The sequence below is a fragment of the Rhodococcus sp. NPDC056516 genome (genome assembly GCF_042794655.1).
Classification (GTDB): domain Bacteria; phylum Actinomycetota; class Actinomycetes; order Mycobacteriales; family Mycobacteriaceae; genus Rhodococcus_F.
This window is the reverse complement of record NZ_JBHTTG010000009.1, coordinates 316,443-342,775: the sequence shown is the minus strand read 5'-3', so window position 1 is coordinate 342,775 and position 26,333 is coordinate 316,443. Positions and strand designations below refer to the sequence as shown.

The 26,333-nt window shown below is 61.9% G+C and carries 22 protein-coding genes; 13 read left to right on the top strand and 9 right to left on the bottom strand.

Going from position 1 to position 26,333, the window contains the following annotated elements; genetic code table 11:
- The first annotated feature begins 51 nt into the window (after positions 1–51).
- Positions 52–369, top strand: a complete 318-nt coding sequence (locus ACFQ6Y_RS27065; protein WP_378639402.1) for a hypothetical protein — start codon at positions 52–54, stop codon at positions 367–369.
- A gap of 66 nt (positions 370–435) precedes the next feature.
- Here ACFQ6Y_RS27065 and ACFQ6Y_RS27060 read toward each other — a convergent pair whose 3' ends face one another.
- Positions 436–1,653: a PucR family transcriptional regulator gene (locus ACFQ6Y_RS27060; protein ID WP_378639399.1), complete on the bottom strand. Its 1,218-nt coding sequence runs from the start codon at positions 1,651–1,653 to the stop codon at positions 436–438.
- A gap of 418 nt (positions 1,654–2,071) precedes the next feature.
- On the opposite strand from ACFQ6Y_RS27060, the gene ACFQ6Y_RS27055 reads away from it, so the two are divergent.
- Positions 2,072–3,412, top strand: a complete 1,341-nt coding sequence (locus tag ACFQ6Y_RS27055) for an MFS transporter (protein ID WP_378639394.1) — start codon at positions 2,072–2,074, stop codon at positions 3,410–3,412.
- 252 nt (positions 3,413–3,664) lie between these two features.
- Entirely contained in the window at positions 3,665–4,975 is a 1,311-nt protein-coding gene (locus tag ACFQ6Y_RS27050; protein WP_378639389.1) for an NAD(P)/FAD-dependent oxidoreductase, read from the top strand.
- 164 nt (positions 4,976–5,139) lie between these two features.
- Here the strand turns inward: ACFQ6Y_RS27050 and ACFQ6Y_RS27045 are convergent, their stop codons facing one another.
- Together ACFQ6Y_RS27045 and ACFQ6Y_RS27040 are read right to left on the bottom strand one after the other, a co-directional pair.
- On the bottom strand, positions 5,140–6,012 hold the full coding sequence (locus ACFQ6Y_RS27045; RefSeq protein WP_378639385.1) for an alpha/beta hydrolase: 873 nt from the start codon (positions 6,010–6,012) through the stop codon (positions 5,140–5,142).
- Entirely contained in the window at positions 6,009–7,235 is a 1,227-nt protein-coding gene (locus tag ACFQ6Y_RS27040; protein WP_378639381.1) for an amidohydrolase family protein, read from the bottom strand. The genes ACFQ6Y_RS27045 and ACFQ6Y_RS27040 overlap by 4 nt, the downstream gene beginning before the upstream one ends.
- 98 nt (positions 7,236–7,333) lie before the next feature.
- Here ACFQ6Y_RS27040 and ACFQ6Y_RS27035 point away from each other — a divergent pair, with 98 nt between their 5' ends.
- Positions 7,334–7,897, top strand: coding sequence for a TetR/AcrR family transcriptional regulator (locus ACFQ6Y_RS27035; protein ID WP_378448893.1), 564 nt, complete (start codon positions 7,334–7,336; stop codon positions 7,895–7,897).
- Positions 7,898–8,147: 250 nt separating this feature from the next.
- Positions 8,148–8,516, top strand: a complete 369-nt coding sequence (locus ACFQ6Y_RS27030) for a cupin domain-containing protein (RefSeq protein WP_378535098.1) — start codon at positions 8,148–8,150, stop codon at positions 8,514–8,516.
- A 26-nt stretch (positions 8,517–8,542) separates the two neighbouring features.
- On the opposite strand, the gene recD is transcribed toward ACFQ6Y_RS27030, so the two are convergent.
- Genes recD through recC form a run of 3 tightly spaced genes read right to left on the bottom strand, consistent with a single transcriptional unit; the run spans position 8,543 to position 17,010 of the window.
- A complete protein-coding gene (gene recD / locus ACFQ6Y_RS27025) occupies positions 8,543–10,411 on the bottom strand; it encodes an exodeoxyribonuclease V subunit alpha (protein ID WP_378639376.1) in 1,869 nt (622 codons plus the stop codon).
- Positions 10,408–13,725, bottom strand: a complete 3,318-nt coding sequence (locus tag ACFQ6Y_RS27020; protein ID WP_378639370.1) for a UvrD-helicase domain-containing protein — start codon at positions 13,723–13,725, stop codon at positions 10,408–10,410. The genes recD and ACFQ6Y_RS27020 overlap by 4 nt, the downstream gene beginning before the upstream one ends.
- A 3-nt stretch (positions 13,726–13,728) precedes the next feature.
- Positions 13,729–17,010 carry an exodeoxyribonuclease V subunit gamma gene (gene recC, locus ACFQ6Y_RS27015; protein ID WP_378639366.1) on the bottom strand — a complete coding sequence of 1,094 codons (3,282 nt, stop codon included), beginning with the start codon at positions 17,008–17,010 and terminating at the stop codon, positions 13,729–13,731.
- Between the two features lie 97 nt (positions 17,011–17,107).
- On the opposite strand from recC, the gene ACFQ6Y_RS27010 reads away from it, so the two are divergent.
- The 4 genes from ACFQ6Y_RS27010 (at position 17,108) to ACFQ6Y_RS26995 (ending at position 20,723) form a co-directional block, all read left to right on the top strand.
- Positions 17,108–17,941, top strand: coding sequence for an ABC transporter ATP-binding protein (locus tag ACFQ6Y_RS27010; protein ID WP_378639363.1), 834 nt, complete (start codon positions 17,108–17,110; stop codon positions 17,939–17,941).
- Positions 17,938–18,768, top strand: a complete 831-nt coding sequence (locus tag ACFQ6Y_RS27005; protein ID WP_378448887.1) for an ABC transporter permease — start codon at positions 17,938–17,940, stop codon at positions 18,766–18,768. The genes ACFQ6Y_RS27010 and ACFQ6Y_RS27005 overlap by 4 nt, the downstream gene beginning before the upstream one ends.
- Positions 18,765–19,562: an ABC transporter permease gene (locus ACFQ6Y_RS27000; protein WP_378639360.1), complete on the top strand. Its 798-nt coding sequence runs from the start codon at positions 18,765–18,767 to the stop codon at positions 19,560–19,562. Before ACFQ6Y_RS27005 ends, ACFQ6Y_RS27000 begins: the two co-directional genes overlap by 4 nt.
- Positions 19,563–19,640: 78 nt before the next feature.
- Complete coding sequence (locus ACFQ6Y_RS26995; protein WP_378639357.1) at positions 19,641–20,723, top strand: ABC transporter substrate-binding protein; 1,083 nt, start codon at positions 19,641–19,643, stop codon at positions 20,721–20,723.
- Positions 20,724–20,735: 12 nt separating this feature from the next.
- Here the strand turns inward: ACFQ6Y_RS26995 and ACFQ6Y_RS26990 are convergent, their stop codons facing one another.
- Entirely contained in the window at positions 20,736–21,335 is a 600-nt protein-coding gene (locus ACFQ6Y_RS26990; protein WP_378639354.1) for a TetR/AcrR family transcriptional regulator, read from the bottom strand.
- Between the two features lie 118 nt (positions 21,336–21,453).
- Between ACFQ6Y_RS26990 and ACFQ6Y_RS26985 the strand changes: the two genes are divergently transcribed.
- Positions 21,454–22,398: an alpha/beta hydrolase family protein gene (locus ACFQ6Y_RS26985; protein ID WP_378639351.1), complete on the top strand. Its 945-nt coding sequence runs from the start codon at positions 21,454–21,456 to the stop codon at positions 22,396–22,398.
- A 16-nt stretch (positions 22,399–22,414) separates the two neighbouring features.
- Here the strand turns inward: ACFQ6Y_RS26985 and ACFQ6Y_RS26980 are convergent, their stop codons facing one another.
- Positions 22,415–22,771: a hypothetical protein gene (locus tag ACFQ6Y_RS26980; protein WP_378639348.1), complete on the bottom strand. Its 357-nt coding sequence runs from the start codon at positions 22,769–22,771 to the stop codon at positions 22,415–22,417.
- Between the two features lie 125 nt (positions 22,772–22,896).
- Here ACFQ6Y_RS26980 and ACFQ6Y_RS26975 point away from each other — a divergent pair, with 125 nt between their 5' ends.
- A complete protein-coding gene (locus tag ACFQ6Y_RS26975; RefSeq protein ID WP_230814803.1) occupies positions 22,897–23,331 on the top strand; it encodes a cupin in 435 nt (144 codons plus the stop codon).
- Here the strand turns inward: ACFQ6Y_RS26975 and ACFQ6Y_RS26970 are convergent.
- Complete coding sequence (locus ACFQ6Y_RS26970; protein ID WP_378639345.1) at positions 23,320–24,525, bottom strand: cytochrome P450; 1,206 nt, start codon at positions 24,523–24,525, stop codon at positions 23,320–23,322. The two genes, ACFQ6Y_RS26975 and ACFQ6Y_RS26970, sit on opposite strands and share 12 nt — an antisense overlap.
- 139 nt (positions 24,526–24,664) lie before the next feature.
- Between ACFQ6Y_RS26970 and ACFQ6Y_RS26965 the strand changes: the two genes are divergently transcribed.
- Positions 24,665–25,525 (top strand): SDR family oxidoreductase, encoded by an 861-nt coding sequence (locus ACFQ6Y_RS26965; RefSeq protein ID WP_378535079.1) that lies wholly within the window; start codon positions 24,665–24,667, stop codon positions 25,523–25,525.
- On the top strand, positions 25,522–26,250 hold the full coding sequence (locus tag ACFQ6Y_RS26960) for an acetoacetate decarboxylase family protein (RefSeq protein WP_378535077.1): 729 nt from the start codon (positions 25,522–25,524) through the stop codon (positions 26,248–26,250). The genes ACFQ6Y_RS26965 and ACFQ6Y_RS26960 overlap by 4 nt, the downstream gene beginning before the upstream one ends.
- Positions 26,251–26,333 lie beyond the last annotated feature (83 nt).

The following is a 26,333-nucleotide window of genomic DNA, read 5'->3' as shown; positions in this document are numbered from 1 at the left end:
GCACCGACTCAGGTGCCTGATCCACTCCAACCATAAAGGGAGCCAACGGGAATGGATGCGAAATCCCCTGTTCGCAGTCGGCAACAAATAATCCAGTTTGCGCGCAAACATCTGCGTACCGAGGGACCGGACTCAGACCAAATTCGTCGTCATTTCGGTTTGCAAAAACGCGCGTTCTTCACACAGCTCGACACCCATCTCGACGATTCTGCACTTTCAATGCCCGAAAAAGTTGCACTCCGCCGCATCTGCCGACAAGAAAATAGAAGATGCCCGATCAAACGTATGAACATCTCAGCAGGTCAAGCCGACCCATCCCGGCCGATGAACGACGCGCTGCCTTTCCCACCCCGGAACCATCCCGCTTGACGATCGGAAGCAGCCAACTACGTTGAGCCGCTCGATTCTTTCGCTGTCCCTCTTCTCGGATCGGGATCATCGGAGATCTAACAGCCGCGCGACTTTCAGGCTCAAATGCAAGGCCAATCGGTCGTCGCCGTTTGCCAGGTCTGCGCGTGTTATCTCCTGAATTCGCCGCAAACGATAGTACAAGCTCCCTCGATGCACACAGAGCGCCTCGGACGTTCGCTTTACGTCACCGGCATTGTCCAAAAAGCTCTCCAGCGTCGCGAGTAGGGCCTCACTCTTGGTGTCCTCATGGCTGAGCAAAGACTGCAGCCCAGAATGAATACTGTTCTCGAGCCGATCCTCCGACAGTTCGGCCAGAAGGCCGTAGACACCGAGATCCCGATACCGCACAACATTTCCGAGCACCTTGACGACCTGGGCCACATCTGCGGAACGCCTGGACTCTTCGTAAGATTCGCGCACGTCTGCAACCGAGGTTCGCGATTCGCCGATACCAACCCAACATTCCAGGGTCTGGCGCCCACTTTCAGACAAGATTCGCTTTTGGGCTGCAACGATCAGCGAGTCCAGATGGGCATGCGTCGAGCGTTCGGCCACCGACACGATCAGCAGACTGTGGTCGGGGCGGTCGAGTTGGATTGCACTGTTCCGCGGGAGCCTCCGCCGAAGCTGATCGACGCCGACGGCAACACTCAGACGATCTCTTTCGGTCAATGTCGACCGGTCGACAGGACGGAGCAACATAGTGACCACGATTGCTGGACCCGCAGCCAACAAGCCCTCCTCGGCCAACCTGTTTGCCGCGTCCTCGCGCAGCGACCGCTCGCCGGAAAGTACGTCTCGAGTAAGTTCCCGCTCCCGACTTCGAGACAACTCGTCCAGTAACTGTTCTCGGTGAAGGATCGTTGCTGCCGCGTCAGCTGTGCCCCTCAAAACCTCGGCTTGATCCTCGTCAACGTCGCCCTCCGAAGTCAACAGCCAGACGAAGCCCAGCAGCGCATTGCGGTACCGGATCGGCATTCCGACCCGGCCAAGGGTCAGCCCTAGTTCTTCGTTCACGGGAACAGTGAAGAGATCGAGGGCTTCACGGCCTCCACTCGCGAAAATGAAGTCTACGATCTCACGTGAAACATTCCGCTGTAGAACGGAATTCATTCTGACTGAATCAACGGCACTGTCATGCGAGTTGTAGGCGAGTAGACGGATCTGTGCATCATCGATCGCAACGGAACGGTCGAGTCGGCGTCCGGTGGTGTCCACCAAATGCTGTAGTTCTCCGGCCATGGTCGAACTGTACGAGTTGCGCTCTCCTTTTTGCAACAAATGACCAAATTTATCGTCGGCATTTTGCACAAATGCCAGTGATGCAACTAACTTTCGCACCATAAGCTCGCTTCATGCCGAAGCACTCGAGACCCGGAACGTCTTCACTCGGTCTGCGACCCGGCAGACGTGGCATCGAGAGGTCGGACGTTCAGCAGCGACGAGATCTGTTGCAGCCGTGAGATTTGCAAAGTTGAGCCCGAGGCCCGCCGGCACGAACTCCCTCAGGCAAAGTCGCCTCCGACCCGAAATCGACAACGACCTACGTTCACCAGTTCAATGTCGGATCCCACCGACCTCTTTCAATTTCGAATACCTCGAATGACGACTGTGACGTCACAAAAACGTTGCCATTCAGCATATCCCGAGAGGAATCAGTATGACCGGCACAGCAAATGCTCCTGTAGAGCAGGAGACCGCGACTTCACCGGAACGTCGATCGGCGCGCCGTAGGGCCCTGATTGCCGGCGCGACAGGCAACATCGTCGAATGGTTCGATTTCACGATCTACGGATTCACTGCCGCAGTTCTCGCGACAGTGTTCTTCCCTCCGGAGTTCGGCAGTGGCGCACTGCTTGCCACCTTCGCTCTTTACGGAGTCGCATTCTTGGCCAGACCTGCCGGCGGCATCTTCTTCGGAAGGCTGGGTGACCGTCTCGGCCGACGGAGATCATTGTCCCTGGCAATTACGCTCATGGGCTGCTCGACGGCGGCTATCGGTCTCCTACCGACGTACGCTTCGATCGGTGTTGCCGCACCGCTGTTGCTGCTGCTGTGCCGATTGGTTCAAGGATTCTCGGCCGGGGGCGAATACACCGGAGCTGCCACCTTCGTCGTCGAGCATGCGCCGTCCCACCGCCGAGGCTTGTACGCAGGGATAATCAGTTCTTCGTCGTTCGTCGGCAGCATCTTGGCCACGGTCACAGTCTTGTCATTCAGCTCGGTCGGCGCTGAGCACTTCGCCGACGGAGGATGGCGTTGGCCGTTCATCATCGGAGGCGTTGTCGCCATGGTGGGTCTGTTCATGAGGCTTGCCGTCGAGGAGACTCCGGCGTTCAAGGAAATGCAAGAAAACGATTCCCTTCCAACCCGCCCACTGGCAGATCTGTTCCGCAATCACTGGCGGACTCTGCTCACGTCCTTCGTGTACTTCGCCTCGCTCGGTGTCGTTACTCATATGCTGCTCGGCTACATGCCGACATTTCTGGTTCTCTCAGCCGATGTTCCGAGCACGGTTGCACTGCTGATGACAACCGGCGCTTTGGTTCTCGCAGTCCCGCTGTTCATCTTCTTCGGCGCCACAGTCGACCGAATCGGCCGGAGGCCACTCGTCAGAATCGGGATGGTGATGTCAGTTTTCGTATCGGTGCCCAGCTACATGCTCATCGGCACCGGGAATGCTTTCGCGATTGCCGTTGCCCTGGCCGCTCTGGTCGTCGCGCTCTCCTTACTTGCTTCCGCTTTGCTCGTAATTCTCGAAATGATGCCGACGCATGCGCGATTCACCGGCACTGCAATCCCTTACAACGTCGCGTATGCGCTCTTTGCGGGAACTGCGCCTCTGGTGTGCGCATCGTTGGTCAACGCCACAGGAAGCAATCTATCCCCGGCCTTCTACGCAACCGCCATCGCTTTGATCGCGCTTCCCATTTTGTGGCGAGGGATTCCGGAAACGAAAGACCGGTCAGCCACGCAGAGCAGTTCGACGAAACAGTTCTGACAATGGGCGCGCCATGGTTGCGATTTTTTGCGCAGCTGTCGATAGCGTTCCGCGTGCCGCCGAGCGAGAGTTGAGGATGACGATCTTCTGGGCCTTCAGGTGCGAAATCAGGCAAGGCAGAGCCCATTCCGAGAAGTCGGGGTGCGGCTCTCCAGAGGAGGTCGAAGCCGTCAGGCTTACCAAGAACCCAAGCTCGCCAGTCGAAGAGATGCGCTTTCGATCTGGCGAAGCCACAAGAAGGAGGGGCCGAAAGTGCCTAACAACAAGACCGACGCAGTTGTCGTCGGAGCTGGAGTAATCGGTAGCTCCATCGCCTATGAACTGGCCGCTCGAGGTTACGAAGTCCTGGTCATCGACAAGTCTGGCGGTCCGGGCTACGGCTCGACCAGTGCATCCAGTGCGGTTATCCGGTTCAACTACTCCACATTCGACGGTATGGCTGCAGCTTGGGAGTCGCTGCATTGCTGGCAAAACTGGAACGAGCATCTCAACGCGACGGTCGACGGCGCGCTTGCGAAGTTTCGGCAATGCGGAATGGCACTGCTCGACGTCGACGTCGCACCCCACGCGCGCACGATTGGATTATTCGAGAAGATCGGAATCGACTACCAACTCTGGGACGCAACGACACTCGTCGAGAAGATTCCCGGTATCGACGCAGGTAAATACTATCCACCCAAGCCAGTCGACTCGGAGTCCTTCTTCGCAGATGCGGAAACCACGCTCGGAGCGCTGTACACACCTCAGGCGGGGTTCGTCGACGACCCGCAACTTGCCGCCGCGAATCTTGCTGCGGCAGCACGTTCGCACGGTGCGGTTTTCGCGTACAACACGCGTGTGGTGGCAGTCGAGCAGTTGCCTGACGGCATCTGGCAGTTAGGGCTCCACGACGGGGTAAGTGTGAAATCCAAGATTGTCGTCAACGCTGCCGGCCCCTGGTCGGGAGAGTTCAACAAGCTGTCGAATGTCGGGGCCGACTTCAAGGTTTCGGTTCGGCCCTTGCGTCAGGAGGTCCATCACGTCACCGCACCCACTGGGTACAACGACGACGAGATCCTCGGCCCGATGATCGCCGATTTGGATCTCGGAACCTACATGCGAGCCGAACCTGGGAACGGTTTCCTTGTCGGCGGGACCGAACCGGATTGCGATCCGCTCGAGTGGATCGACGATCCTGATACCGCGAACCCGAATCGCACTGTTGCCCGATTCGAAGCGCAAGTTTTCCGCGCCGCCAGACGTTTCCCCAGCTTGGAAGTCCCGTCACAACCGAAAGGTATTGCCGGCGTGTACGACGCAGCATCTGATTGGACCCCGATCTACGACAAGACAGATAAACGAGGTTTCTACGTCGCCATGGGCACCAGCGGAAACCAATTCAAGAATGCGCCCATCGCCGGGCGCCTCATGTCCAGGATCATCGACCAGGTGGAAGCTGGACACGATCACGACGCTGATCCCCTGACCTATGTCGGGATGCACACCGGGCTCGAAATCGACCTCGGCGCATTCTCCCGCCTTCGGGCACCCAATGCCGAGTCGACCGGGACCGTCATGGGTTAAAAATGTTGTCCGGCTTGGAGAATCGATAGCCGCGACCACTGAATAACCATGGCTGTGGGTGTCCACCACGTGGTGGACACCCACAGCCGACTTCTCGTGCACAGCGGCGACGCGAAGCTCCTCGTCGAACGTGTCAGCGTGTGCATCGACTCCGGGACGAACAGCTACCGTGCATGGCATTTTTTCAAGTAGCTCAGGAACGATGCCTGCAGCCCGGTGACATGCGTCTCGTGCAACAACGCGGTCGAAACATCCTGCGACCACCCCGTGCCGTGCAACTGCTCCACGACAGCGAGAACGTTACGTGCCAGTCCGCGATAGATCGGAATGGGCCCTGTCAGTTCGGCTTCGTTCAGCGTGACGTGCAACTGCGGCACAACTGAGCCCACGCCGCGCTCCGGCCGGGCCTCGACCATTGTGTGGATCTGGCTGTCGGCGTTCACAACTCCGGGACTACCCGCACCGAAGGTCGCGAAGGGGGCCGCGTCGCTCAGCCATGCATAGAGGGCGAAAAGTCCTCCGTACGAGTACCCGAAGAGTCCGTGCCCGGACTCGCTGACACGTAGCTCCGACGAGTACAGGCGAGGGTGGAGTTCGTTGGTCAGGAAGTCGAGAAAGACGTCCGCGTGGGTGTCTGCCAGCTCCTCGAGGTAGGCGTCCACGTACTCCTGGGTCATTGCACCCGAGTCGCGAGCAGCGGCAAGAGTAGCCGTCATTTCGTCGCCTACCGGTTCCCCGGGCGGCACGAGATCGCGGTTGCGTAGCCGTGCCCAGTTGGCGGCTTCCTCACCGGCATATCCGACACTGACCTGGATGTACGGGGCGACCGTCAGGTACGGGTCTGCCTGCGTGACGATGAGCGGGGCGGTAAGACCTACAGCCCAGTTGCCGTCCATCACGTAGATCAGCGGTAAGGGATCCGTGGAGTCCGCGTAGCCGGGGGGTGTGGTCACCCAGACGCCGTAGCTGTGCCCCGACTTCGCCGTTATTTCGAAGTACTCCGTGTCTGCAAAACATCCGTGCAACATTGCGCTCATCGAACGTCTCCCTTGACGATATTGCCGGACTTCACGACGAGAACAGCCATGTCCGGATCGGCGAACACCTTTGCGTCTCGGAGGGGGTCTTGCTGCCAGGCAACCATGTCCGCCTGCATACCGACGCGGATCCTCCCGACAGTTTCCCCGATACCGAGAATGTCGGCATTGACGCTGGTGGCCGAAACGAGTGCATGCATCGGCGACTCCAACTCCGCGCGCAAGCGCAACTCCTCACCTCGGCGCTTTTGGTGCGGCCCGATGAGGTCCGAGCCCAGTCCGATCCTCAGGCCTGCTGCGCGAGAGGCCTCGAGCGCTCTGGCCATACGTTGACGCACTCCGGCTGCACGCTCTCGTATTGCCGGGTCCAGGTCCATGCTCTCGGTGTCCGTCAACTGCTCCACCACAGCGAAGGTGGGGACCAGAGCCACGTCGTGCTCGCGCATCAACTGGGCAGTCTCCGCGTCGATGTCGGTGCCGTGTTCCACGCACCGGACACCGGCCCGCACGGCATTGCGAATGCCCGCATTGTTGTGCGCGTGCACCGTGACGTAGGTGCCGCGCGACGCTGCTTCTTCCACTGCCACGGAGATTTCCTCGACGGTGAACTGTGTGTCGGTGAGGTGGTCATGGCCTCCGACGACACCGCCGGTGACGCACAGTTTCAGGAAGGTTGCGCCTCGGCGGAACGACTCGCGCACGTTGCGTCGTAGCTCGTCGGCATTACCCGACATCAAGGACAGGGCGCAGAGCCCTGGAATGTGGTGCATGTTCCACAGCTCGGTCGGCTCCCACGCGGCCCCGTAGTAGCCGTGCCCACCGGTCTGGCACTGCACAGGACCACACGAGAGGACACGCGGACCACGCACCTTGCCGCTCGCAATAACGTCGACGACTCCGCCGTCGATGCCACCGACGTCTCGCACCGTGGTGAAACCCGCGTCAAGGGCATCGCCTGCGGTGGCGAAGATGCCAGCCGCCAGTTCGGCTGCCGAGAGCTCGAACCCGAATTGCCTTCGGATCGGACTCGAAATGCCCAGGTGGACATGGGCATCGATGAGCCCCGGAGTCAGAAGCATGCCGTCCAAGTCAACCGTGGTCGAACCCGACGGCGCCTGTCCGATCGCGGTGACAATGCCGTCGCTCACGCACACGTCGACTTCGACCGGGTCGGTACCCGATCCATCCGCGACCATGCCGCCGGCAAACCATACGTCAGTCAAAGGGACCTCCCGAGCATTGGAAACCACTCTCCTAAACACTGGTGAATTCGATATGCGGTACCGTACTCAACAGTGGTGAACCCGTCAATGGAGGTAGCGTGAGATCGCCGGTTGGGGAGGGTCGCGAGCGACTGTTGCAGGCACTATTCGACGAGTTCGGTGAAACCGGCCCAAGTCCGAAGCTGTCGATGCGCCAAGTAGCGGAGCGCCTCGGAGTGCACCACACGCTGCTGACCTATCACTTCGGATCACGACCGGGTCTCCTCAGCGCCGTGCTGTCGGAAGCTCGCCGCCGTGACAACCTCGTCATCGCCGCGATGGGCAAAGATCTCGGGTTCGCAGCCCTGTGCAAGGCGATCTGGAGCTTCTACTCGAACGCCGAGCACGAAGATCGAAGCCGCACCTTTTTTCACCTGGCCGGACTTGCGGTATACGAGCACAAAGCATTTCAAGATTTCGCCGCCGACCTCGACGATTTGGCGCACCTCCTCGAAGCGGCAGCCCTTCGCGAAGGATTCACAGTGGTGGATGCACAGCAGCAGAGCATCATCGCAACCGCATGTCTGCGAGGACTGCTGCTGCAGAGGTTGCTCACCCCCGACGCCGAGGTCGACGCGGCAGCCGAGCGCTTCATCACCTCGTTGACAGCGTCCACCACGTAAGCCCCTCACACACAATCGATCACCCCGTTCGAGATCACCAACGCGGGGGCGTTTCACCATGCGCTCGGGCCTGTTTCGGCGCGAGATGGTTCCTTGAACCTCGGTTGAATGGTGGTCGATCGCACTTTCGACATCTGTACGAGCGAACTGCCGAAAGATGCGACAAGTGAATGTATCCCGGCTCAGCAGACACACGACATCATCGACAAGTCCGATGATTCACATGAGTTTCGAAAGTCAGGATTGAATTGTGACCGTTACCTTCCGAGCCGCAGAACTGAACAGCGCAAGCGGGATCTTTCAGCAAGCACTGCTCGGCCAACCCAGTGCAGAGCCACTCGGCGGAGACATCATCACCCGTGCAGACGTCGAGTTCACCAGCGATGACGGGCGCATTCAATCCGGAGTCTGGGAGAGCGAACCGGGAAAGTCGCGGTGGGAGTTCCTCACCCGCGGCGAGATCATCACCATCGTCTCCGGCGCCATGACCGTCGAGGAGGACGACGGCGATCCCGTACATCTCATTGCCGGTACGAGTGCAATCTTCCCAATCGGATGGAAGGGTACGTGGATGGTCACCGAGACCGTGCGCAAGGTGTTCGTCGTATACAACGTATGACCAAGAGAATCAGCAAGATCCGACTTTCACGGCCCGTCGTACGGACGGATCTCACGACGCAGCCCACTTGCCCTGAGCACCTGTCGCTGAACTCCCGCCCTCACGGAATCCTCGGTGCCGATCACTCTCACATGGTTTCTGGCACGAGTGATCGCCGTGTACAGCAACTCCCGGGTCAGCAGTGACGACGCTTCGGCCGGCAACATCACCGATACCGTGTCGTACTGGCTGCCCTGGCTCCGGTGAATCGTCATCGCGTAGACGGTCTGCACCGACGAGAGTTGGCTCGGGTGAAGCAGAAACGCATCACTCCCGCGCTGGAAGGCGGCAATGGGAACGCCATCCTCACGCTGCACGATCACCCCGGCGTCCCCGTTGTAGATCTTGGCCTCGTAGTCGTTGGCCGTCACGAGCAGCGGCTGGCCCGGATACCACCGCGTCGGGTCCAGGAATTGTCCTGATGCCGTGCCGACCCACTCCATTGCCTGTTGCGCCCACCGCCCGACACCGTACGGCCCGTCACGATGGGCGCACAGAAGGCGGTGCGATTCCAGGCCTTTCAGGGCGCCGATCGCATCACCCACCTCGGCCGACGCCGTCACCACCTCTGAACTCGCGACGATGTCGGCGCGCAGTGCGTCAACGTCCTCGGGTGAATGGAAGGAGACGGCGGGATCGCCACTACGCAGGATCCGCAGAACCTCAGCGGAATCTCCCGCTCGAACTGCCCGGGCCAACAGGGCGATAGTTCCGTCGAAGCGGCGTCCACGGGAGAGTTGAATGATCCCGCCCCGCAGACGATCCTGTTCATCCGTACTCAGCACCTCTTCGGAACCAGTGGCCGTGAGATCGTCACCCACCAACTGTGTCAGCGCCGGATTTCCACTGACTTCTACCGGGCGGGCGACAAGATCAGCAAGAACAGCGCCTGCATCGACGGAGGTCAACTGATCGGGATCGCCGACGAGCAGTAGCCGGGCATCGGGGCGAACGGCCTCGAGCAGGCGCGCCATCAACGTGAGCGAGACCATCGACGTCTCGTCGACGACGACCACGTCGTAGGGAAGCCTGTTGGTGGCATTGTATTTGAAGCGACTCGAACTCCCCCGCTGCCAACCGAGCAACCGATGCAACGTCATGGCCGCGAGTTCTTTAGGAAGGCCAAGGCTCGCCGTCTGCTCACGAACGGACTCCTGCAGCCGTGCTGCGGCTTTACCCGTCGGTGCGGCCAGTCCGATGCGAGCATTCGAACCCAGTTCCTCCGACAGGAGAGCGAGAATACGTGCGACCGTATGGGTTTTGCCGGTTCCGGGCCCACCGGCGATGACCGTGGTCCACTGTGTCGCGGCGAGAGCAGCGGCTATCCGTTGACGATCAGGGGCGGTGGTCGGACCGTTCTCGTCGGCGAACAACGAATCCAGTCGCGCTCGGACGGCTTTCACGTCGGCGGGTGGCCAGGTGGACGCACGCTCACCGAGAACTCGCCGAATCGTCTGCTCCTGCAGAAAGTATCGATCGAGGTAGAGAAGCTCACCGTCGTCCGTGTCGACCAACCGGAGCGGCCTGAGCGGGCCGGCGTTGCCGCCGATCACCAGCGGGCTCAGGCGAAGGGCAGCAACGATCTCCGACGGTTCGGGCCACGGCAACGACGTAAGTTCCTCCTCCGTCGCATTGTCGACGCTCACATCACGCATCCGTTGCAGATCGAGGCACACCGAACCTGATCGCACGGCCCGCACCGCCAACGCTGCGGCCAGCATCACCTCGTCCGACGTTTCACCGCCCAGGCTGCACACTCGCGTCGCGACATGGACATCGGCGGCAACCAGCACCCCAGCTTCGTTGAAGATCCGCACGATTCCTTTGGCGCGCTGCGCCAATTGCGCCTCGGTCATCGAGCCCTCTCCCCTGGTGTGTGGGACGCATCAAGACCGGCCAACAGATCCGACAGTTCGACTGTCAACTGAGCAGGCGGCTTCCATTCGAAGACACCGCATTCCGGCGGGCTCTCCGGGCCAAGCATCCCACGCACGAATTGATACTGAGCGCCGCCGAGATGACGGTGCGGATCGTAGTCGGGCAGTCGCCAGCGCAGATACCGATGCAGTGCAACCGAATACAGCAGTGCTTGCAGCGGATAGTGAGAGCGCATCATCTCTGTCGCCATGAGTTCGCGCGTGTAGTTGGCAGCCGTCAGATCACCGCGGCCGAGCCGGTTGGTCTTGTAATCGACGATCACGAACGACGGGCCCGGGATCCGCAATACGGCGTCGATACTGCCCGTCAGGAATCCGCGCATCGGGGACGTCTCGACACGGTCCAGATAGTCGGCGTACGACGCCAGAATGTCGTCCGTAGGAAGGTGGCGCCTCAACAGTTCCGACACTCCGCGAAGTGTGACGTTCATCGACACCGGATCATCGCCGCCGGCCAGTGGGAGTTCGAAATCGAGTTCGGGAAGTCGATCTTTCGGCGCGATCGTGGCCAAGGTTCCGAATCCCAAGGGAGTCTGCATCACCAGATACAGCGCATCTGCGAGTGCTTCCGAGTCCACGTCGGCCGCCCGAATCGAGACCGCCTCGGCGCAGCGCATCCCGAGTTCCGCTCTCAGATCTGCCGCAGCCGTGTCCACCACCTCGAGCACTTCATGCACCAGTGTGCCGAATGCGGCGCCCGCAGGAAGTCCGTTCATCGGTGAAGGCAACGCCTCCAGTGGGGAGGGGGCGACAGTCCCGATGTCTACGGAATCGTCCGGCTCGTCGTCCTTTTCGGGATCCTCGACTTCACTGTCGGTGGTCGTGACCGCGTGGTGAGCTCCGGCGGTGAGTGCCGAGTACGACGTACGACGCCACAGAGTGTCCAGGTCTCGACCGAAACGCGCCGCGGCCAGTTCGGACACATCCGCGGCTGCTCTGGACCACTGGACGGGCGAGGGCGGATGTGGACCAACTGGTTCCACCGAGATCACGTCGGACTCTGCTGCCGGCCAGGTTGCGAGACGTGCTGCGGTTGTACCGTCGTCGAGCACCTTCACTACCCGAGCAGGTTCGGCGATGCCGGGTGTACGTCCGAGCATCAACCGGTGCAGTGGCGAGCGCGAGGTCCCGTAGCTTGGCGCCCACCAGAGCACTAGTTGGCACTGCGCCCGGGTCAGCGCCACGTACAGCAGTCGCAGTTCTTCGCCCGCTTCTTCGGCCTCCGCAACAGTCTTTCTGGCGTTGTACCCCGGTCCTTCCTGCCCACCGACGTCGAGGATGCGGCGTCCCTCCGGGTCGTGCAACAGTTGCGTCGGCGAGTTGAAGCCGCCCACGCTCTCCCAACTGAACGGGACGTAGACGATCGGGAACTCGAGCCCTTTGGTGGCGTGCACCGTCGCGATTTGCACTGCGGCAGCGTCACTGTCGAGGCGACGGCTTCGGTCGGTGGCACTCCCGGACGTCGGGTCTTTGATCCGGTCGGAAAGCCAGCGAACCAGTGCGCTCAACCCGAACGCTTCCTCGGTGGCGACGCGACCGAGAAGTTGTGCGACATGCCGCAGATCGGTGAAATCTCGTTCGCCGGAAGGGGCCGCGAGTACACGCTTCTCCAGATTTGTTTCGGCAGAGATCCTTTCGAACACAGCCGCGAACCCGACGCGCGCAAACAACCCGGAGTAGGAGCGCAGTTGACCCGCGAGTTCCGCGACGACGTTGTCGCCGTCCGCGTCCAGTTCTTCGGAGGTGCGCCCGAAAATCGGGGAGAGGGCCGTCAACCGGACACGATCGGAGCGATGGGGCTGCTCGATCGCCTGCAGCAGCCACAGCCACTGCGTCGCACTGGGTGTCGCGAAAACACTGGACCCACCGGTCAGCACGGACGGTACACCTACGGCATCGAGCGCATCGCGAATCATCGCCACGTGCTTGTGGGTGCGTACCAACACCGCGACGTCTCCTGGTTCGACCGGGCGTGGATCACCGTCGACGGCCAATCGGGCATCGCTGCCCAGCAGACCGACCACGTCTGCTGCGACGTCGTCTGTGACACGACTGCGAAGTCTGCCGACTGCCGGAAATCCCGAACGATTGAGCGGTCCGGCTCCGGTCCGGGGCAGATGGCGTACACGCATCGGCACCGGGCCGAACAACCGAGACTTCTTGTGCGAAGCCTCCACTGGATGCGCGACGATGCCTTCGTTGCCGAGTGCGGCACCACCGTAGAGGTGTTCGAGTGCCGCCAACAACCCTGGGTCGCTACGCCAATTGGTGGTCAACTCCTGGTGCGCATCCGCCTGATCGACCGCATCGAGATAACTCAGGACTTCTGCCCCGCGGAACGCATAGATGGCTTGTTTGGGATCACCGACCAGGACCAGGGTGGTGTGACCGTGGAAGGCCAACCGCAGAATGTCCCACTGCAACGGATCGGTGTCCTGGAACTCGTCGATCAGCACGACCTTGAACTTCTCGCGCACCCGACGGCACGCGACGGGGCCGTATTCCGGATCGGTCAATACGCCGTGCAACAGCGTCAGCAGATCGTTGAAGTCGCGAATTCCTTTGGTCCGCTTACGTCGTTCGACCTCGAGGCGAGCTGCCGCCGCGAACAGGACTCGCTGACCGGGTGCGGTCTCCTCCTCGCCGTCGGGTTCGAGAATTGCCTGACCATCGCCGACTGCGCTTCGGGCAATAGCCAGCGCGTCCTTCGTGGAGAACGGTGGAGACGAGTCCGTCCGGCTGTAGCGGCTGAGGTACAAATCCGAGACGACCTCACTGATCAGGTCGTCAACCGACTCCACAAAAGTTGTGTCCGGTTCGCGTTCCCCGGCGATGCCCAACCCGTCGAGCATCCTCTGACAGAAACTGTGGGTGGTCGTGATGGTGCCGGCGTCGAACTCCGCGAGAGCGCGCAGGAGTCGGCGACGCCGCACGCCGATCTCCTCGTCGTCAGCTGTGGCGAGGTACGCCACCAGATCATCATCCGACCGCCTCGCCGCCACTGGGTCAGCCAGTGCTGCGGACACTCCGGCGAACCTCTCCCTGGCACGCTCACGAAGTTCCTGAGTGGCGGCCCGGCTGAATGTCACCAGCAGAACTTGCGAAATGTCAGCGAGACCTTCGGCTACACAACGGGTCGCGAGTCCGACGATCGCGTAGGTCTTGCCAGTTCCGGCGCTCGCTTCCAACACCGTGGTGCCGGTCGGTAGTGGCCCCAAAAGGTCGAAGTCCACGGGTTACTCCGCTCTTTCGTTGGTCAGCAACGGATCCCACAGTCGTCGGGCGAGAACTCCGAATCGAGTCGGTTCCTCGGCCCAGACGAATTCGTCGTCCGACGGCGGATCCGCAGCCAACTCCGCCAGTGTTCGAGCCTCTCCGAAAACGTAAGTGTTGCTTGGATCGATCATCTCGCCGTACTGTCCGGTCCACTGGGTGTCCGCACCGTTTGTCGCATCGTCGACCGACTCGCCACCAAAGCGTCGGCGCGCATATTCGGCTGAAGTAGCGGCCCACATCGGCAACGGACGCTGCAGCCCCCGCTCGCGTAGGTCCACCAGTTGCTGCAGGATCTCGACCGCATTGCCCGGCGCATCGAGCACTGATCGCGCCGCTGCTATCTTTCCCCGACCCCTTCCGATGGACACTGCATCAAGCACACCGGGTCGTCCGTGAGCCTTCAGGGCGAGCAGGTTGATCCAGGCCGTCATCCGATGTTTGGGCGCCAGTGAGGAATACGACGCCCGAACCACGGAATTACCGTGCACCCCGGTCACCGTTCCGGTGAGTCGGCGCCCGTCCCCGAGGTCGATGTCGACGTCGACGGCCTCGGCGTCGCCGTCGAGGTGCGGCAATGCAAGACCGGCAAGTTGGTCTACTACCCACTCGACGTTGCCCAGAACCGTGGCGCCCAGGTTGTACGGAGGCAAAGTACCGCGGCGCCACTCGGCTGCACGGAAATCTGCGGAGCTGCGACCAGCCAAGCGCGAGAGAAGCATTCGATCACCCAGAGCCCAGGTGGACAGCGGATCGAGCTCGGTTGCCAGCGAATCCGCGATGTCGTCGTCGAGTTCCGGTACCCGGACGCCGAGGCGTTGGCGCAGAAAACCACGGGCGGGGTGTACGAGGAAGTTCACCAGGTCGGCGAGGTTCACTTCCTTCGGATGCACCTCGGGTAGATCGGCCGACAAGACTGTCGGCAATTCGACGGGTGTTCCGGCGGCAGCCCTCGCACCGGCCAGGGCTGCCGTGTCAAAGCTGAACGGCTTGTCCGGTGAGAAGTTTCGATTGTCGAACGACTGCAACGGATGCCGTGTCAGCACTCCGTTCATCGCCTCGGGGCCCACCGTCGCGCTGAGAACGTCGAGGAGACCGCTGAGGGGGATCGCCGGCGGTCTGACGACACCGGTGACCGGATCGGCACCGGTATACAACAGCAACAGGTGCTCACCCGCAGACATCACGGCATCGAGAAGCAGTTGCCTGTCTTCACTGCGCAGATCACGCTCCCCCACAACGGGATCACGGGACAAGATGTCGTCACCGTCGACTCCACCGGTTCGGGGGAAGACCTCGTCGTCGAGCCCGATCAGCACGACGACGCGATGCGGCACCGAACGCATCGGAACCATCGTGCACACCGTCAGTTCGCCGGTTCGGAAATTGGCACGCGTAGGTCTGCCTGCGAGGCTGCGCGAGAGCATCGCGCGAACATCGGCCAGACGTAACACCGTCTCTCCGCCGAATTCGACAGCAGCTACCAACTCGCGGTGAGCCCCCGCGCTCTGCCAGGAATCGGCGGGCACTGTGTCGGTCAGCAAATCCAGAGCCCGCATCAGCACGCGAAGCCATTCGGCCGGCGAATGCGGGCCGGCAAGGTCGCGAAGCGAGACGGCCAGGCGATCGACGAATTCTGCGAAACGTCCACTCAGATCGATGTCGGTGCCGTCCACGTCATCGAGTGGCAGCGCGAGATCCAACCAGGCGTTTTCCGACTCGTCCGCGCTGACCCCCAACAAGATTCGGTCCATGGCGGTGTTGAAGGTGTTCTGCGGAAACGCGTCGAGACCGAACGTGGCACGCTGCCGACTACCGATTCCCCAGCGAGCACCCGCTTCCGTCGTCCACTCCCGCAATCTTTCCAACTCGTCGTCACCCCACGAAAAGCGCGTGCGGACAGGCTGAGTCGCAGCAAGATCGAGAACCTCACTGGCTGTGGCCCTGCCGTCGGCCAATTCGAGCAGAGACCCGAGAACTGCCAGGACCGGATTGGTCTGACGTAATCCGCGGTCTGCCAGACGAACTCGCAGAAGATGCCCGGGGTGGCCATGGACACCCTGCCCGAATGCCGCACGAACCAAAGGTGAGTAAGTTTCGACGTCCGGGCACATCACGAGTACGTCGCGCGGCTGCAATGTCGGGTCGTCCTCGAACAATCGGAGCAGACATTCGCGGAGCACCTCGACCTGCCGTGCCGGCCCGTGGCAAGCGTGGACCTGAACTGTCCCATCGGGTTCCGCTGAAGCGCTGGGAGCACGATCTGCGATGACGTCGGCTTTGACCGTCGCCAGGAGGGATTTCGGGCCGGCTGGTTCGGGAAGATGCACCGACTCGAAGTCGGCGGCGCCGAGGCTGATCTGAAGCTCCCGAACGTCTCGAGCAAGACTCGACAGCAACGGATTGGCGGATATCAGGGCCGACCCGTCTTCCGAACGTCGGATCGCACTCTCACTTCGAGGCTGCATGCGCGAGCTCATCTTGTTCCACAAGGCGGGGCTCGGATGCGGGAGCCAGACGTGCACGTCCCGATGCGCGCTCAGGGCGCTCAAGATCATTCGCTGATCGACCGGCAGACGTGTCGGCCCGAAGACCGACAGGCGTTCCGGTAGGTCGACCAAGGCCGGATCCTCGACAAGAGCGCGGCTTACCTGCCCCAATCGCTCTGCGGGTCCCGGGAGGTCGATCCTGTCCGCGACGATGGACCACAGACGTGCCTGCCACTCGAAATCCTCCGACAGCGCCAATCCGTGTCCGTCCGTCAACTGCCCGGCTGCCCAGTCGATCAGCATCTGCGGGCGTTGCGCGGCATAGCTACGGAAGAGTTCGGTGACGCGCGTAGCGGAGGCGAACCGTCGACCTTCACGATGGCCTTCGAGATGCTTCGCCAGGACGCCGCACCAGGGCTCGCCGAGGGACTCGTCGATCACTTCGAGAACCGTCCACACCAATCGTGTCGGCGACCACGGGTCGTCGTCAGCCGTGATTCCACTGACCGCGGCCACGGACTCTGCGACCAGGCGCGCGGGTGAAGGAAACACGATATTCGCAGAAATTCCGTCCACCGCTGACGGTCCGGACGTGCCTAGCTGGGAGGACAGCCGCTGATTGAGCCAACGCTCGACGCCCTTGGCCGGCACTGCGACAGTTTCGCGGGCGAATGGATCCGACAACGGTGTCCGGAGGAGCGTGGCCAGCGCCGAGACCAACGTGTCCGAACGTTCGGCCCGGTACAACTTCAGCAATCTTCGCTCCCCTCACTCCGTCCAGAGGTCCATCTCACCACGACGCTGTGACAGGACATGCCGAACCAGCCTCACGCAGCGGTGACGCGCAGGCAACATGACCGCAACCGGACGTTCGTACTGTGCGGGAATGACCAGTCCCACCGCCACACCTCGCCCCGCTGGAACCGGTCTCGACATCTCCGGCCTCGGCAAGACCTTCGAGATGGGTCGTCGGTCGGTGACCGCGCTGACCGACGTGTCCCTTCAAACCAGCGAAGGCTCTTTTCTGTCTCTGCTCGGGCCGTCCGGTTGCGGGAAGTCCACCGTTCTCCGCATTCTCGCGGGCCTCGATACTCCGACGTCGGGAACGGCCCTTGTCAACGGGCAGTCCCCCGCCGAGTTGCGCAAGCGTCGCGAACTCGGAATCGCGTTCCAGGATTCGGCTTTGCTGCCGTGGCGGACAGTGACCTCCAACATCAAACTGCCGCTTCAGGTTGCCGGCATCGATCCCGACCCCGACCAGATCGCCGACCTGATCGCTCTCGTCGGCCTCGAAGGATTCGAGAAGGCCAAGCCCGCTCAATTGTCCGGCGGTATGCGTCAGCGTGTGTCGATCGCACGATCACTCGTCGTCAAGCCGAGCGTCCTACTACTCGACGAGCCGTTCGGCGCGCTCGACGACATGACCAGACAACGGCTCAACATCGAATTGCTCAGAATCTGGACCGAGAAGCCGGCCACCACGTTGATGGTGACGCACGGTATCGCCGAGACAGTGTTCCTCTCGGACGTCGTCGCTGTCATGACGCCGCGGCCCGGACGCGTCCTCGAAGTCGTGCCAATCGACCTGCCGCGCCCGCGGACGCCCGAAATGATGCGGACACCCGAGTTCCACGAGATCCACGACTACCTCTCCGGACTGCTCTTCGGAAAAGCAGGCGTCGCATGACCATCACCGATATCGAGAACGTCGCGGCCGCAGCGGCGCAGCCATCAGCACCGCGCCGGATCCGATTGAAGCGTCCGACATGGTTCGGCGGTGCAGTCGGCATCTGCGGACTGATCGCTCTCTGGTGGATTCTCGCCGCCGCCGGTGTTGCGGGAGGCACGATTCCGACGCCGTGGGTGGTTGTCTCGACAATGTTCGACGACGGCTGGTCGCTGTACGGACCCAATTTCACCGTCACGGCGTCCGGTGCGCTACAGGGCTTTCTCTGGGGAAACCTGCTGGCGATCACGCTTGCCGTGCTTGTCGTTCTCATTCCACCCATCGAGGGGTTGGCCACGCAATTGGCAATCCTGAGCTACTGCACACCGTTGTTGGCGCTCGGCCCGATCATCCTGGTGGTCTTCGGCGGCCGGACCCCCACGATCTTTCTCGCCGCGATGTACTGCTTCTTCACCACGATGGTCGGCACGCTCGCGGGCCTGAGATCGGCAGACAAGACGAGCCTCGATCTCGTCGCCGCCTACGGCGGTGGGCGTTGGCAGAAGTTCACTAAAGTTCAACTTGTGAGCGCACTTCCGAGCACCTTTGCCGCCCTCAAGATTGCTGCACCCTCGGCCGTACTGGGTGCAATTCTCGGTGAGTATCTCGGCGGGGTGGACAGCGGAATCGGCGTCGCACTCACGGCCGCTCAGACGTCGTACAACGTCCCGCGAACCTGGGGAATGGCTATCGCCGCCGCCCTGCTCGCCGGCCTGGGATACGCCGTCGTCGCAGCGATCGCCCGACTCGTCACGCCGTGGACCAGCGCTCCGGGAGCACAGAAATGACCGCGGTACGAGGAACATTGAGATTCCTCGCTCCCATTGCCATTGCCTCGGCGCTGTTGCTTGTCATCTGGGTGGTCTTTCTCAACGCCTTCCCCCAGGTGGGGCCGCGTGTAGGAAAGACGCCGGCCGACGTCTGGGAGTATCTGTTCTCCGGGCCGAAATCTGCCGATGCGCGTTCGGGCATCATCGACAACCTGTTCATCACACTGCGCGACGCCGGTGTCGGCTTTGCCGTCGGAATGACTGCCGCGCTCGTGGTCGCATCCATTTTTGTCGTTTCGCGCACTGTCGAACAGACTTTCATGCCCGTTGCAATGCTTCTACGATCTGTTCCTCTCGTTGCGATGACCCCGATCATCGTCCTGATATTCGGGCGCGGAATCGTGGGTGTGACGGTCATGGTTGCGATTGTGGTGTTCTTTCCAGCCCTCGTCATGATCATGGTCGGTCTACGCGCTGCTCCGGCTCAGGCACAAGACCTCATTGCCGCGTACGGCGGGAGTCGTTGGACGGCACTGCGAATGGTGTCCGTACCGTCCGCACTTCCGGCGGTGTTCGCCGCCGCTAGGGTGTCCGTACCTGGCGCCTTGATCGGAGCACTGATCGGCGAATGGCTCGGTAGCGGACAAGGTTTGGGCTCGAGCATGATCAAAGCCATTCCGCGCTATCAGTACAACGAACTGTGGGCATCGATCGTGGTGATCACCGTGGTGTCGATCATCCTCTACGCCGTGGTCGGAATCTTCGAAAGCATCGCTCTGTCTCGTTTCGGCCCCTCGGCGGGCAAGTCGTGACATCTGTTAACACGACCTCAACAAACTCTGTCTCCCAAGCAAACTGAACGAAACCGACTGGCCCTAGTGTTCCGATTCATGACGCCATTCAAGCCCGTCCGCCAGTTGGACCGCAGGGCCTTCTTCCGCTACTCCGCGCTGACCGGCATCGCAGTCGCCGGTAGTGCGTCATTGCTCGCGTGCAGCAATGACTCCAGCAGTTCGAGTGGCGGAACCACGGACGACGGTTCCGAATTCGGAACAGTTGCAGTGCAGTTGTCCTGGATCAAGAACATCGAGTTCGCGGGCGAGTACTTCGCTCTCGACAAGGGCTACTACAAGGATGCAGGCTTCGGGAATGTCGACCTGGTGGCAGGCGGCGCAGCCGGCACGGGCGTCGAAGCCGGCTTGGACACCGGCAAGGTGTGGATCGGAATGTCCGCACCGCAGCTCACGGCTCCCGCCGTGCTCGACGGACTGGAGGCAAAGATCGTCGGGGCGACATTCCAGAAGAATCCGTTTGCGATAGTCAGTTCCGCTGCGGCACCGATCAACTCACCCCAGGACATGATCGGCAAGAAGATCGGCGTCCAGGATTCCAATCAGCTCGTCTTCGGAGCTCTCCTGGCAGCAAACGGCCTGACCGAAAGCCAGATGACGATCGTGCCCGCGCAGTTCGATCCGAGCCCCTTGGCGAACGGCGAGGTGGACGGCTGGGTCTCCTACGTGACCAACGAGCCGATCACACTGGCCGCCAAAGGTTTCCCCAACGCCCACTTCCTCTTCGCGGACTACAACCTGCCGTTGGTCGCCGAATCGTTCACGGTTCTCCAGTCCACCATCGACAACGAGAGGGACAAACTCAAGGCATTCCTGAAGGCCGAGATCCAAGGATGGAAGGATGCGGTCGCCGATCCGGCAGAGTCGGCACGGCTTGCCGTCGAGGTCTACGGCAAGGACCAGAACCTCGAACTCGAAGAGCAGATCAAGGAAGCCACCGCACAGAACGATCTGGTGGTGTCGGCCGATACCAAAGCCAACGGGTTGTTCACGATGACACCACAACTGATCGAACAGAACGTCGCGGCACTGTCGAAAGCTGGGCTGGAGATTACAGCGGACCAACTGTTCGACATGTCGATCCTCGAAGAGGTGTACGCCGAGAATCCGGAGCTGATCTGACTGAGCCGAGCGTCAGCGAACCTCTCGCGCGAGTACGCCCGAGATGAATAGTTGTACAAGGACCTCGGCCTTGTACCGGTCATCGGACCCAGCACCAATACAAAGGTTCCCGATGCCTTTGAGCACGTTGTACGCATCGACCCGCGAAGCAGTGCCAACGGACTCGAGCGCCGCCTCGAGGAGGGCGTCACATACCGGGACGAGGCGGTCGACGAAGTAGGTGTGCAGAGCGTCGGACCCGGCGCTGTCTCCTTGCAGTGCGCCGGCGAGCCCATGCTTGGTGACCAGGAACTCCACGAACAAAGCCACCCATGCCCGCAAAGCCGCCTCGGGCGTTGCACTCTCCGCGAGCATCTGTGGGCCTGCGTCCGCACACGCCTCGACTTGGTGTCGGTATACGGCGACCACCAACTCGGGACGCGTCGGGAAGTGTCGGTAGATCGTCCCCATGCCGACGCCGGCCTTCGCCGCAATCTCCCGCACCGGAGCGTCGACCCCGGACTCTACGAACACTGCTGCCGCCGCGTCGAGCAGCGCCTGCTCGCTCCGACGTGGGCGACCGACTTGCTTGGGAGACGCGACGCGCGACCGCTCGTCCTGGGCATCAGCCATGTGCACTCCTCGCTGACTCACGACATATGTTTGCATTACGGAACAACGCTCCGTAATGTTGCGGAGCGACGCTCCGATAAACAGTATCGCAGGGTGCAGCCTCAGCAAGGAACTTGCCATGACCTCATCAATGATCGACACTCTGAACGGCATCATCGGCGCCGGCACCCCGGTCGTCTCCGTTGCCCCCGTCGAGTTGTTCGCCCCCGATCGACCTGTCCCGCTGGAAGTACGTGTGTCTGCTCCGGCAGCAGGCACGAACCTCCCCGTTGTGGTGTTCTCCCACGGCAACGGCTGGAACCTCGATGGATACTCGCCACTCACGGCATTCTGGGCCTCCCACGGATTCGTGGTGATCCAGCCGACACATCTGGACTCGCGCCGGAACGGTTTCGAATTCGATCACCCGGTGTTCCCGACGATCTGGACCGAGAGGATCGCGGATCTCACACGCATCCTTGATCAGCTCGACGCCATCGAATTTGCGGTGCCCGGACTTGCCGGCCGCATCGACTGCAGTCGAGTTGCCGCCACGGGTCACTCCTGGGGTGGGCAAACCGCTCAGTCGCTCCTCGGAGCAAGGATCTTCGACGAGGCCGGCCAGGTCGGCCAGGACATGTCCGACAGCCGCGTCACCGCGGGAATCCTGTTCGCAGCAACCGGTCTCGGCGGCGAGAACCTGCATCCGTTCGCGCAGGCGAACTTCCCGTTCATGCGCCCCTCGTTCCAGGAACTGACGACGCCGACACTCGTCGTCGCGGGCGACCACGACCAGTCCAAGATGTCCAGCCGCGGACCTGACTGGTTCACCGACGCCTACACGCACAGCCCCGGAGCCACCGACCTCCTGACCTTCTACGGTGCCGAGCACGCACTCGGCGGAATCGTCGGATACGAAGTCGCCGAGACCACTGACGAAAACCCCGAGCGGGTCGCCGCCATCCAACGGATGAGTACTGCCTACCTTCGGACCGCGTTGCGCGTCGATGAGACCAGCTGGCCAGCGGCCCGGGCCGCATTCAGCGACAACGCCGACCCGATCGGCCGAGTCGACACCAAGTAATGCGGCAGTGATCAACTCACTGTCCGAAAGTGAACCTGAGATTCGCATTTATCAAGGTATTGAGCCGCTTTCGCATGCTGACAACCTCTGCCTCGGGCGGTATCGGATCTGCGAGGAAGAGCGTCCAACGCAGCATCGTGCTGTTTCCGACCGCCTCGATGTCGAACCGGATGACGGCGTCGGGTCGGTCCGGCCAGATCGACGACCAGATCACCAACTCCGGTTCTTCAGCCCTGACGATCTCCGGTGCGATCTCGCTCTCGAGCAGTTCCAGCCAGTGCCGGGCGGGCTGGCGGTACGGATCGATCAATGCCTCGAACATGAAGCGCGCAGGCGGCGGCTGGCTCCGGCGCCTCGTCGCGACTTGCTGCATGGCACGAGCGTAACCGCCCCTTAGGGCCATACCTCTACCTTCACCCTGCAAGATCCACGAAAACCGGGATAAATCGGACACTGTCGGAGGACACTCAGGAGCACATCCGTCTGGGAGGGCCGCTCATGCGTAAACGTCATCAGGTTCTGCTTGCAGTGTCCGCAGCGATCGGGCTGTCTCTGACGCCGATCAATGCGTCGGCAACACCGAGCACGGGGGTGCACGGTGAAATCCTCGGGCAGGTGACTTTCGACGGCAAGGATTACATCCTGCGCCAGATCACCATCGACCCAGGCGGTTCCACCGGTTGGCACTTCCACGACGGGACGCTCTACGCACTGATCGCGCAGGGCACGCTGAGCCACTACCGATCCGATTGCTCCGTCGACGGGATCTACAGCGCCGGAAACACATTGATCGAACCCAGCGGTTCTGATCATGTGCACATCGGAAACAACTCTCAGACAACACCACTGGTCCTCGAGGTCATTTACGTCAATCCGGCGGGGAGCCCCCTCTCCGAAGACGCTGCGCCTCCCAACTGCCAACTACCCGGCTGACGGCGCCGAAGCCGTAAACCGCACCGGCATCGATTCGAGTCCGGACACGAAGTTCGCCGCACGCCGCTGCAACGGTGCGTCGGTGGCAAGTGCCATGTCCGCCAGCCTGGCGAACAGTTGCTCGAACATGATCCGTCCCTCCAACCTGGCCAGCTGATTCCCCAGACAGAAGTGAGTTCCGAAGCCGAAGGCCACGTGCGGGTTCGGCGTGCGGCCGACATCGAACTGTTCGGCGTTCAGGAACACGGACTCGTCGAAATTTGCCGATTCGAAGAGCAGCAGCATCTTCTCTCCGGCCTTCAGCTGCGCACCGAAGAATTCGGTATCACGGGTCAGGGTTCGAGCCATGTTCTTGATGGGCGAGGACCACCGCAGCATCTCCTCCATCGCCAACGGAATGGCATCGGGATCGTCGACCAGTGCTCGATGCTGGTCCGGATTGCGCAGCAACTGTTCCATGCCGCCGCTGAGCACGTGCCGCGTGGTCTCGTCACCGCCGATCAGGATCAGCAGGGATTCGTTGACGATTTCCTGATCGGAGAGGGCCTCGCCGTCGACCTCACTGTGAATCAACGTGCTCACCAAATCGTCGGCCGGGTCGCTCCTCCGCTCGGCGATGGTTCGCATCATGTACGCGGTGAAATCGACATACGCAGTCATCATGGCTTGCAGTTGCTCCTGGGAAGCGTTGCTTCCCAATGCCTTCACCAGATCGTCCGACCACCGCAGAAACATCGCGCGTTCGTCCGGACGAACACCCAACATGTCACCGATGACGGCCATCGGCAGCGGTGCTGCCAGGTCTGCGACAAAGTCGGCTTCTCCCTTTTCACAGACGGCGTCGATCAGTTGATCGCAGATCTCCCGGATACGGCCGGCCTTGGCTTCGACCTTCTTACGTGTGAAACCCGCGTTGACCAAGCGTCGACGCGTGAGGTGCTGCGGGTCGTCCATGTCGATCATCTGCGGCAACGGACCGGTTTCGGGGCGGATGCCACCGGCGTTGGAGAACAGTTCGGGATCCCGCTCGGCTGCAACGACGGCATCGTAGCTTGCGGCCCCGGTGATTCCGTTGGCGTCGTCTCGGTACACGGGCTCGTGATCGCGCATCCACGCGTACGCGTCGCGCACATTTCCGAGGTCTCCGCTGTAGAAGCGCCCGTCGATCAAATCGAAGGTCGGTCTGGTAGCCATCACTCCACCTCTCGCACAACCCTTGCCTCAATAAGTAGAACCTGTTCCTATATAGCGTGGGGCGTTTTCACCGAAGCCGAACCGGAAAACCTCCAGAAGCAGCACGCGAGCCCGCCGGAGCAACGACCAGGAGACACGCATGGACGACGACACCGCCTCAGCGGGCATACCCACTTTCACCGGCAGATCGATACTGGTGACCGGCGGCGGTAGTGGCATCGGTCTGGGCATCGCGCGTTCGCTGGTTGCGTCCGGCGCTCACGTCACGATCTGCGGACGCAACAAGGACAAACTTGATGCTGCCGCCGAATCGATCCGGCAGTCGAATCCGGCGGGATCGGTCAGCGTCTCCCCTGCCGACGTCACTGTCGAGGCAGACGTCGTCGCCACTGTCGCCGCGGCGGTGTCCGTCACCGGAAAGCTCGACGGAGTCGTGGCCTGCGCCGGTGGGAACGAAACCATCGCCCCGGTCACGCAACTCGACGTCGACGCGTGGCGGCGCACCGTCGACCTCAACGTCACGGGGACCATGCTGACGATCAAGCACGGTGCTCGGGCGCTGGTGGCCGGAGGCGGCGGATCCATCGTCGCGATCTCGTCGATCGCCAGCAGCAACACACATCGCTGGTTCGGCGCGTACGGCGTCTCGAAATCCGGCGTGGACCACCTGGTGCAGTTGGCGGCAGACGAACTGGGCGCCAGCAACATTCGTGTCAATGCTATCCGGCCAGGGCTGACCCGAACGGATCTGGTCGCGCTCATCACCGACGGTGGCCCCATCCTGGACGACTACCTGGCAAACACTCCGCTCGAACGCGTCGGCGAGGTCGAAGACGTCGCCGGACTCGCTTCCTTTCTCCTGGGACCGCAGTCCACCTGGATCACCGGGCAGATCATCAACGTCGACGGAGGCCAAATGCTGCGCCGCGGACCGGATTTCCGCTCGATGCTCGAACCCGTCTACGGCTCCGACGGACTCCGCGGGGTGGTCGCGCCATGAGCTACACGATTCTGGGCAAGAAGGTCGAGATGCCCGTCGAAGTTCGCACCGCATCGGCCTTCATGGCGCTGTACTCGGTACCCAGCGCAACCGCGCAGTCGATCATCGACTACACCGGCTTGACCGTGCTCCAGTACCGCCCCGGCCGGGCGCTCTGCGGGCTGGTTTTTGTCGACTACATCGACGGGGACCTGGGTCCGTACAACGAATTCGGAGTGACATACATGGTGCGCAGCCACACTGCGCCCCCGGACACTTCGGTGCTGGGAGATCTACGTTCGCTCGCTGCCGGGACTGCGGGGGCGCTCATCCACGAATTGCCGGTGGACGGCGAGTTCACCAAGGCCGCCGGCCGGGAGATTTGGGGATTCCCGAAGGTGCTCGCCGAGTTCGACACCGAGCACGTCGGCTCGGTCAAGCGCGGATCCGTCTCGCGCGACGGCAAACTCATCACGCAGTTGAGTGTGAAGTCGGGCGTCAGCGTGCCGGGCGGTGGAGCCAACATGTCGTTGGCCGCGTACTCGCATCTCGACGGCGCCACCAGGTGCACGTCGTGGGACATGGCGCCGACCGGCGTCAAATCGCGCCCTGGTGGAGCAGAGGTTCAGCTGGGTAGTCACCCGATGGCGGCGGAGCTTCGGAAACTGGGACTCCCCCGCCGGGCCCTGATGACCACGACCATCAAAAACCTGGCGATGACGTTCGGGGAGGCGACAACGATCTGAGTGTCAGCCGACGGCACCCCTTTCGGTCACGTGTGACTCGGGCTACACTCCTGGACGGTTGACCAACTCGCGTCAGACCGCCC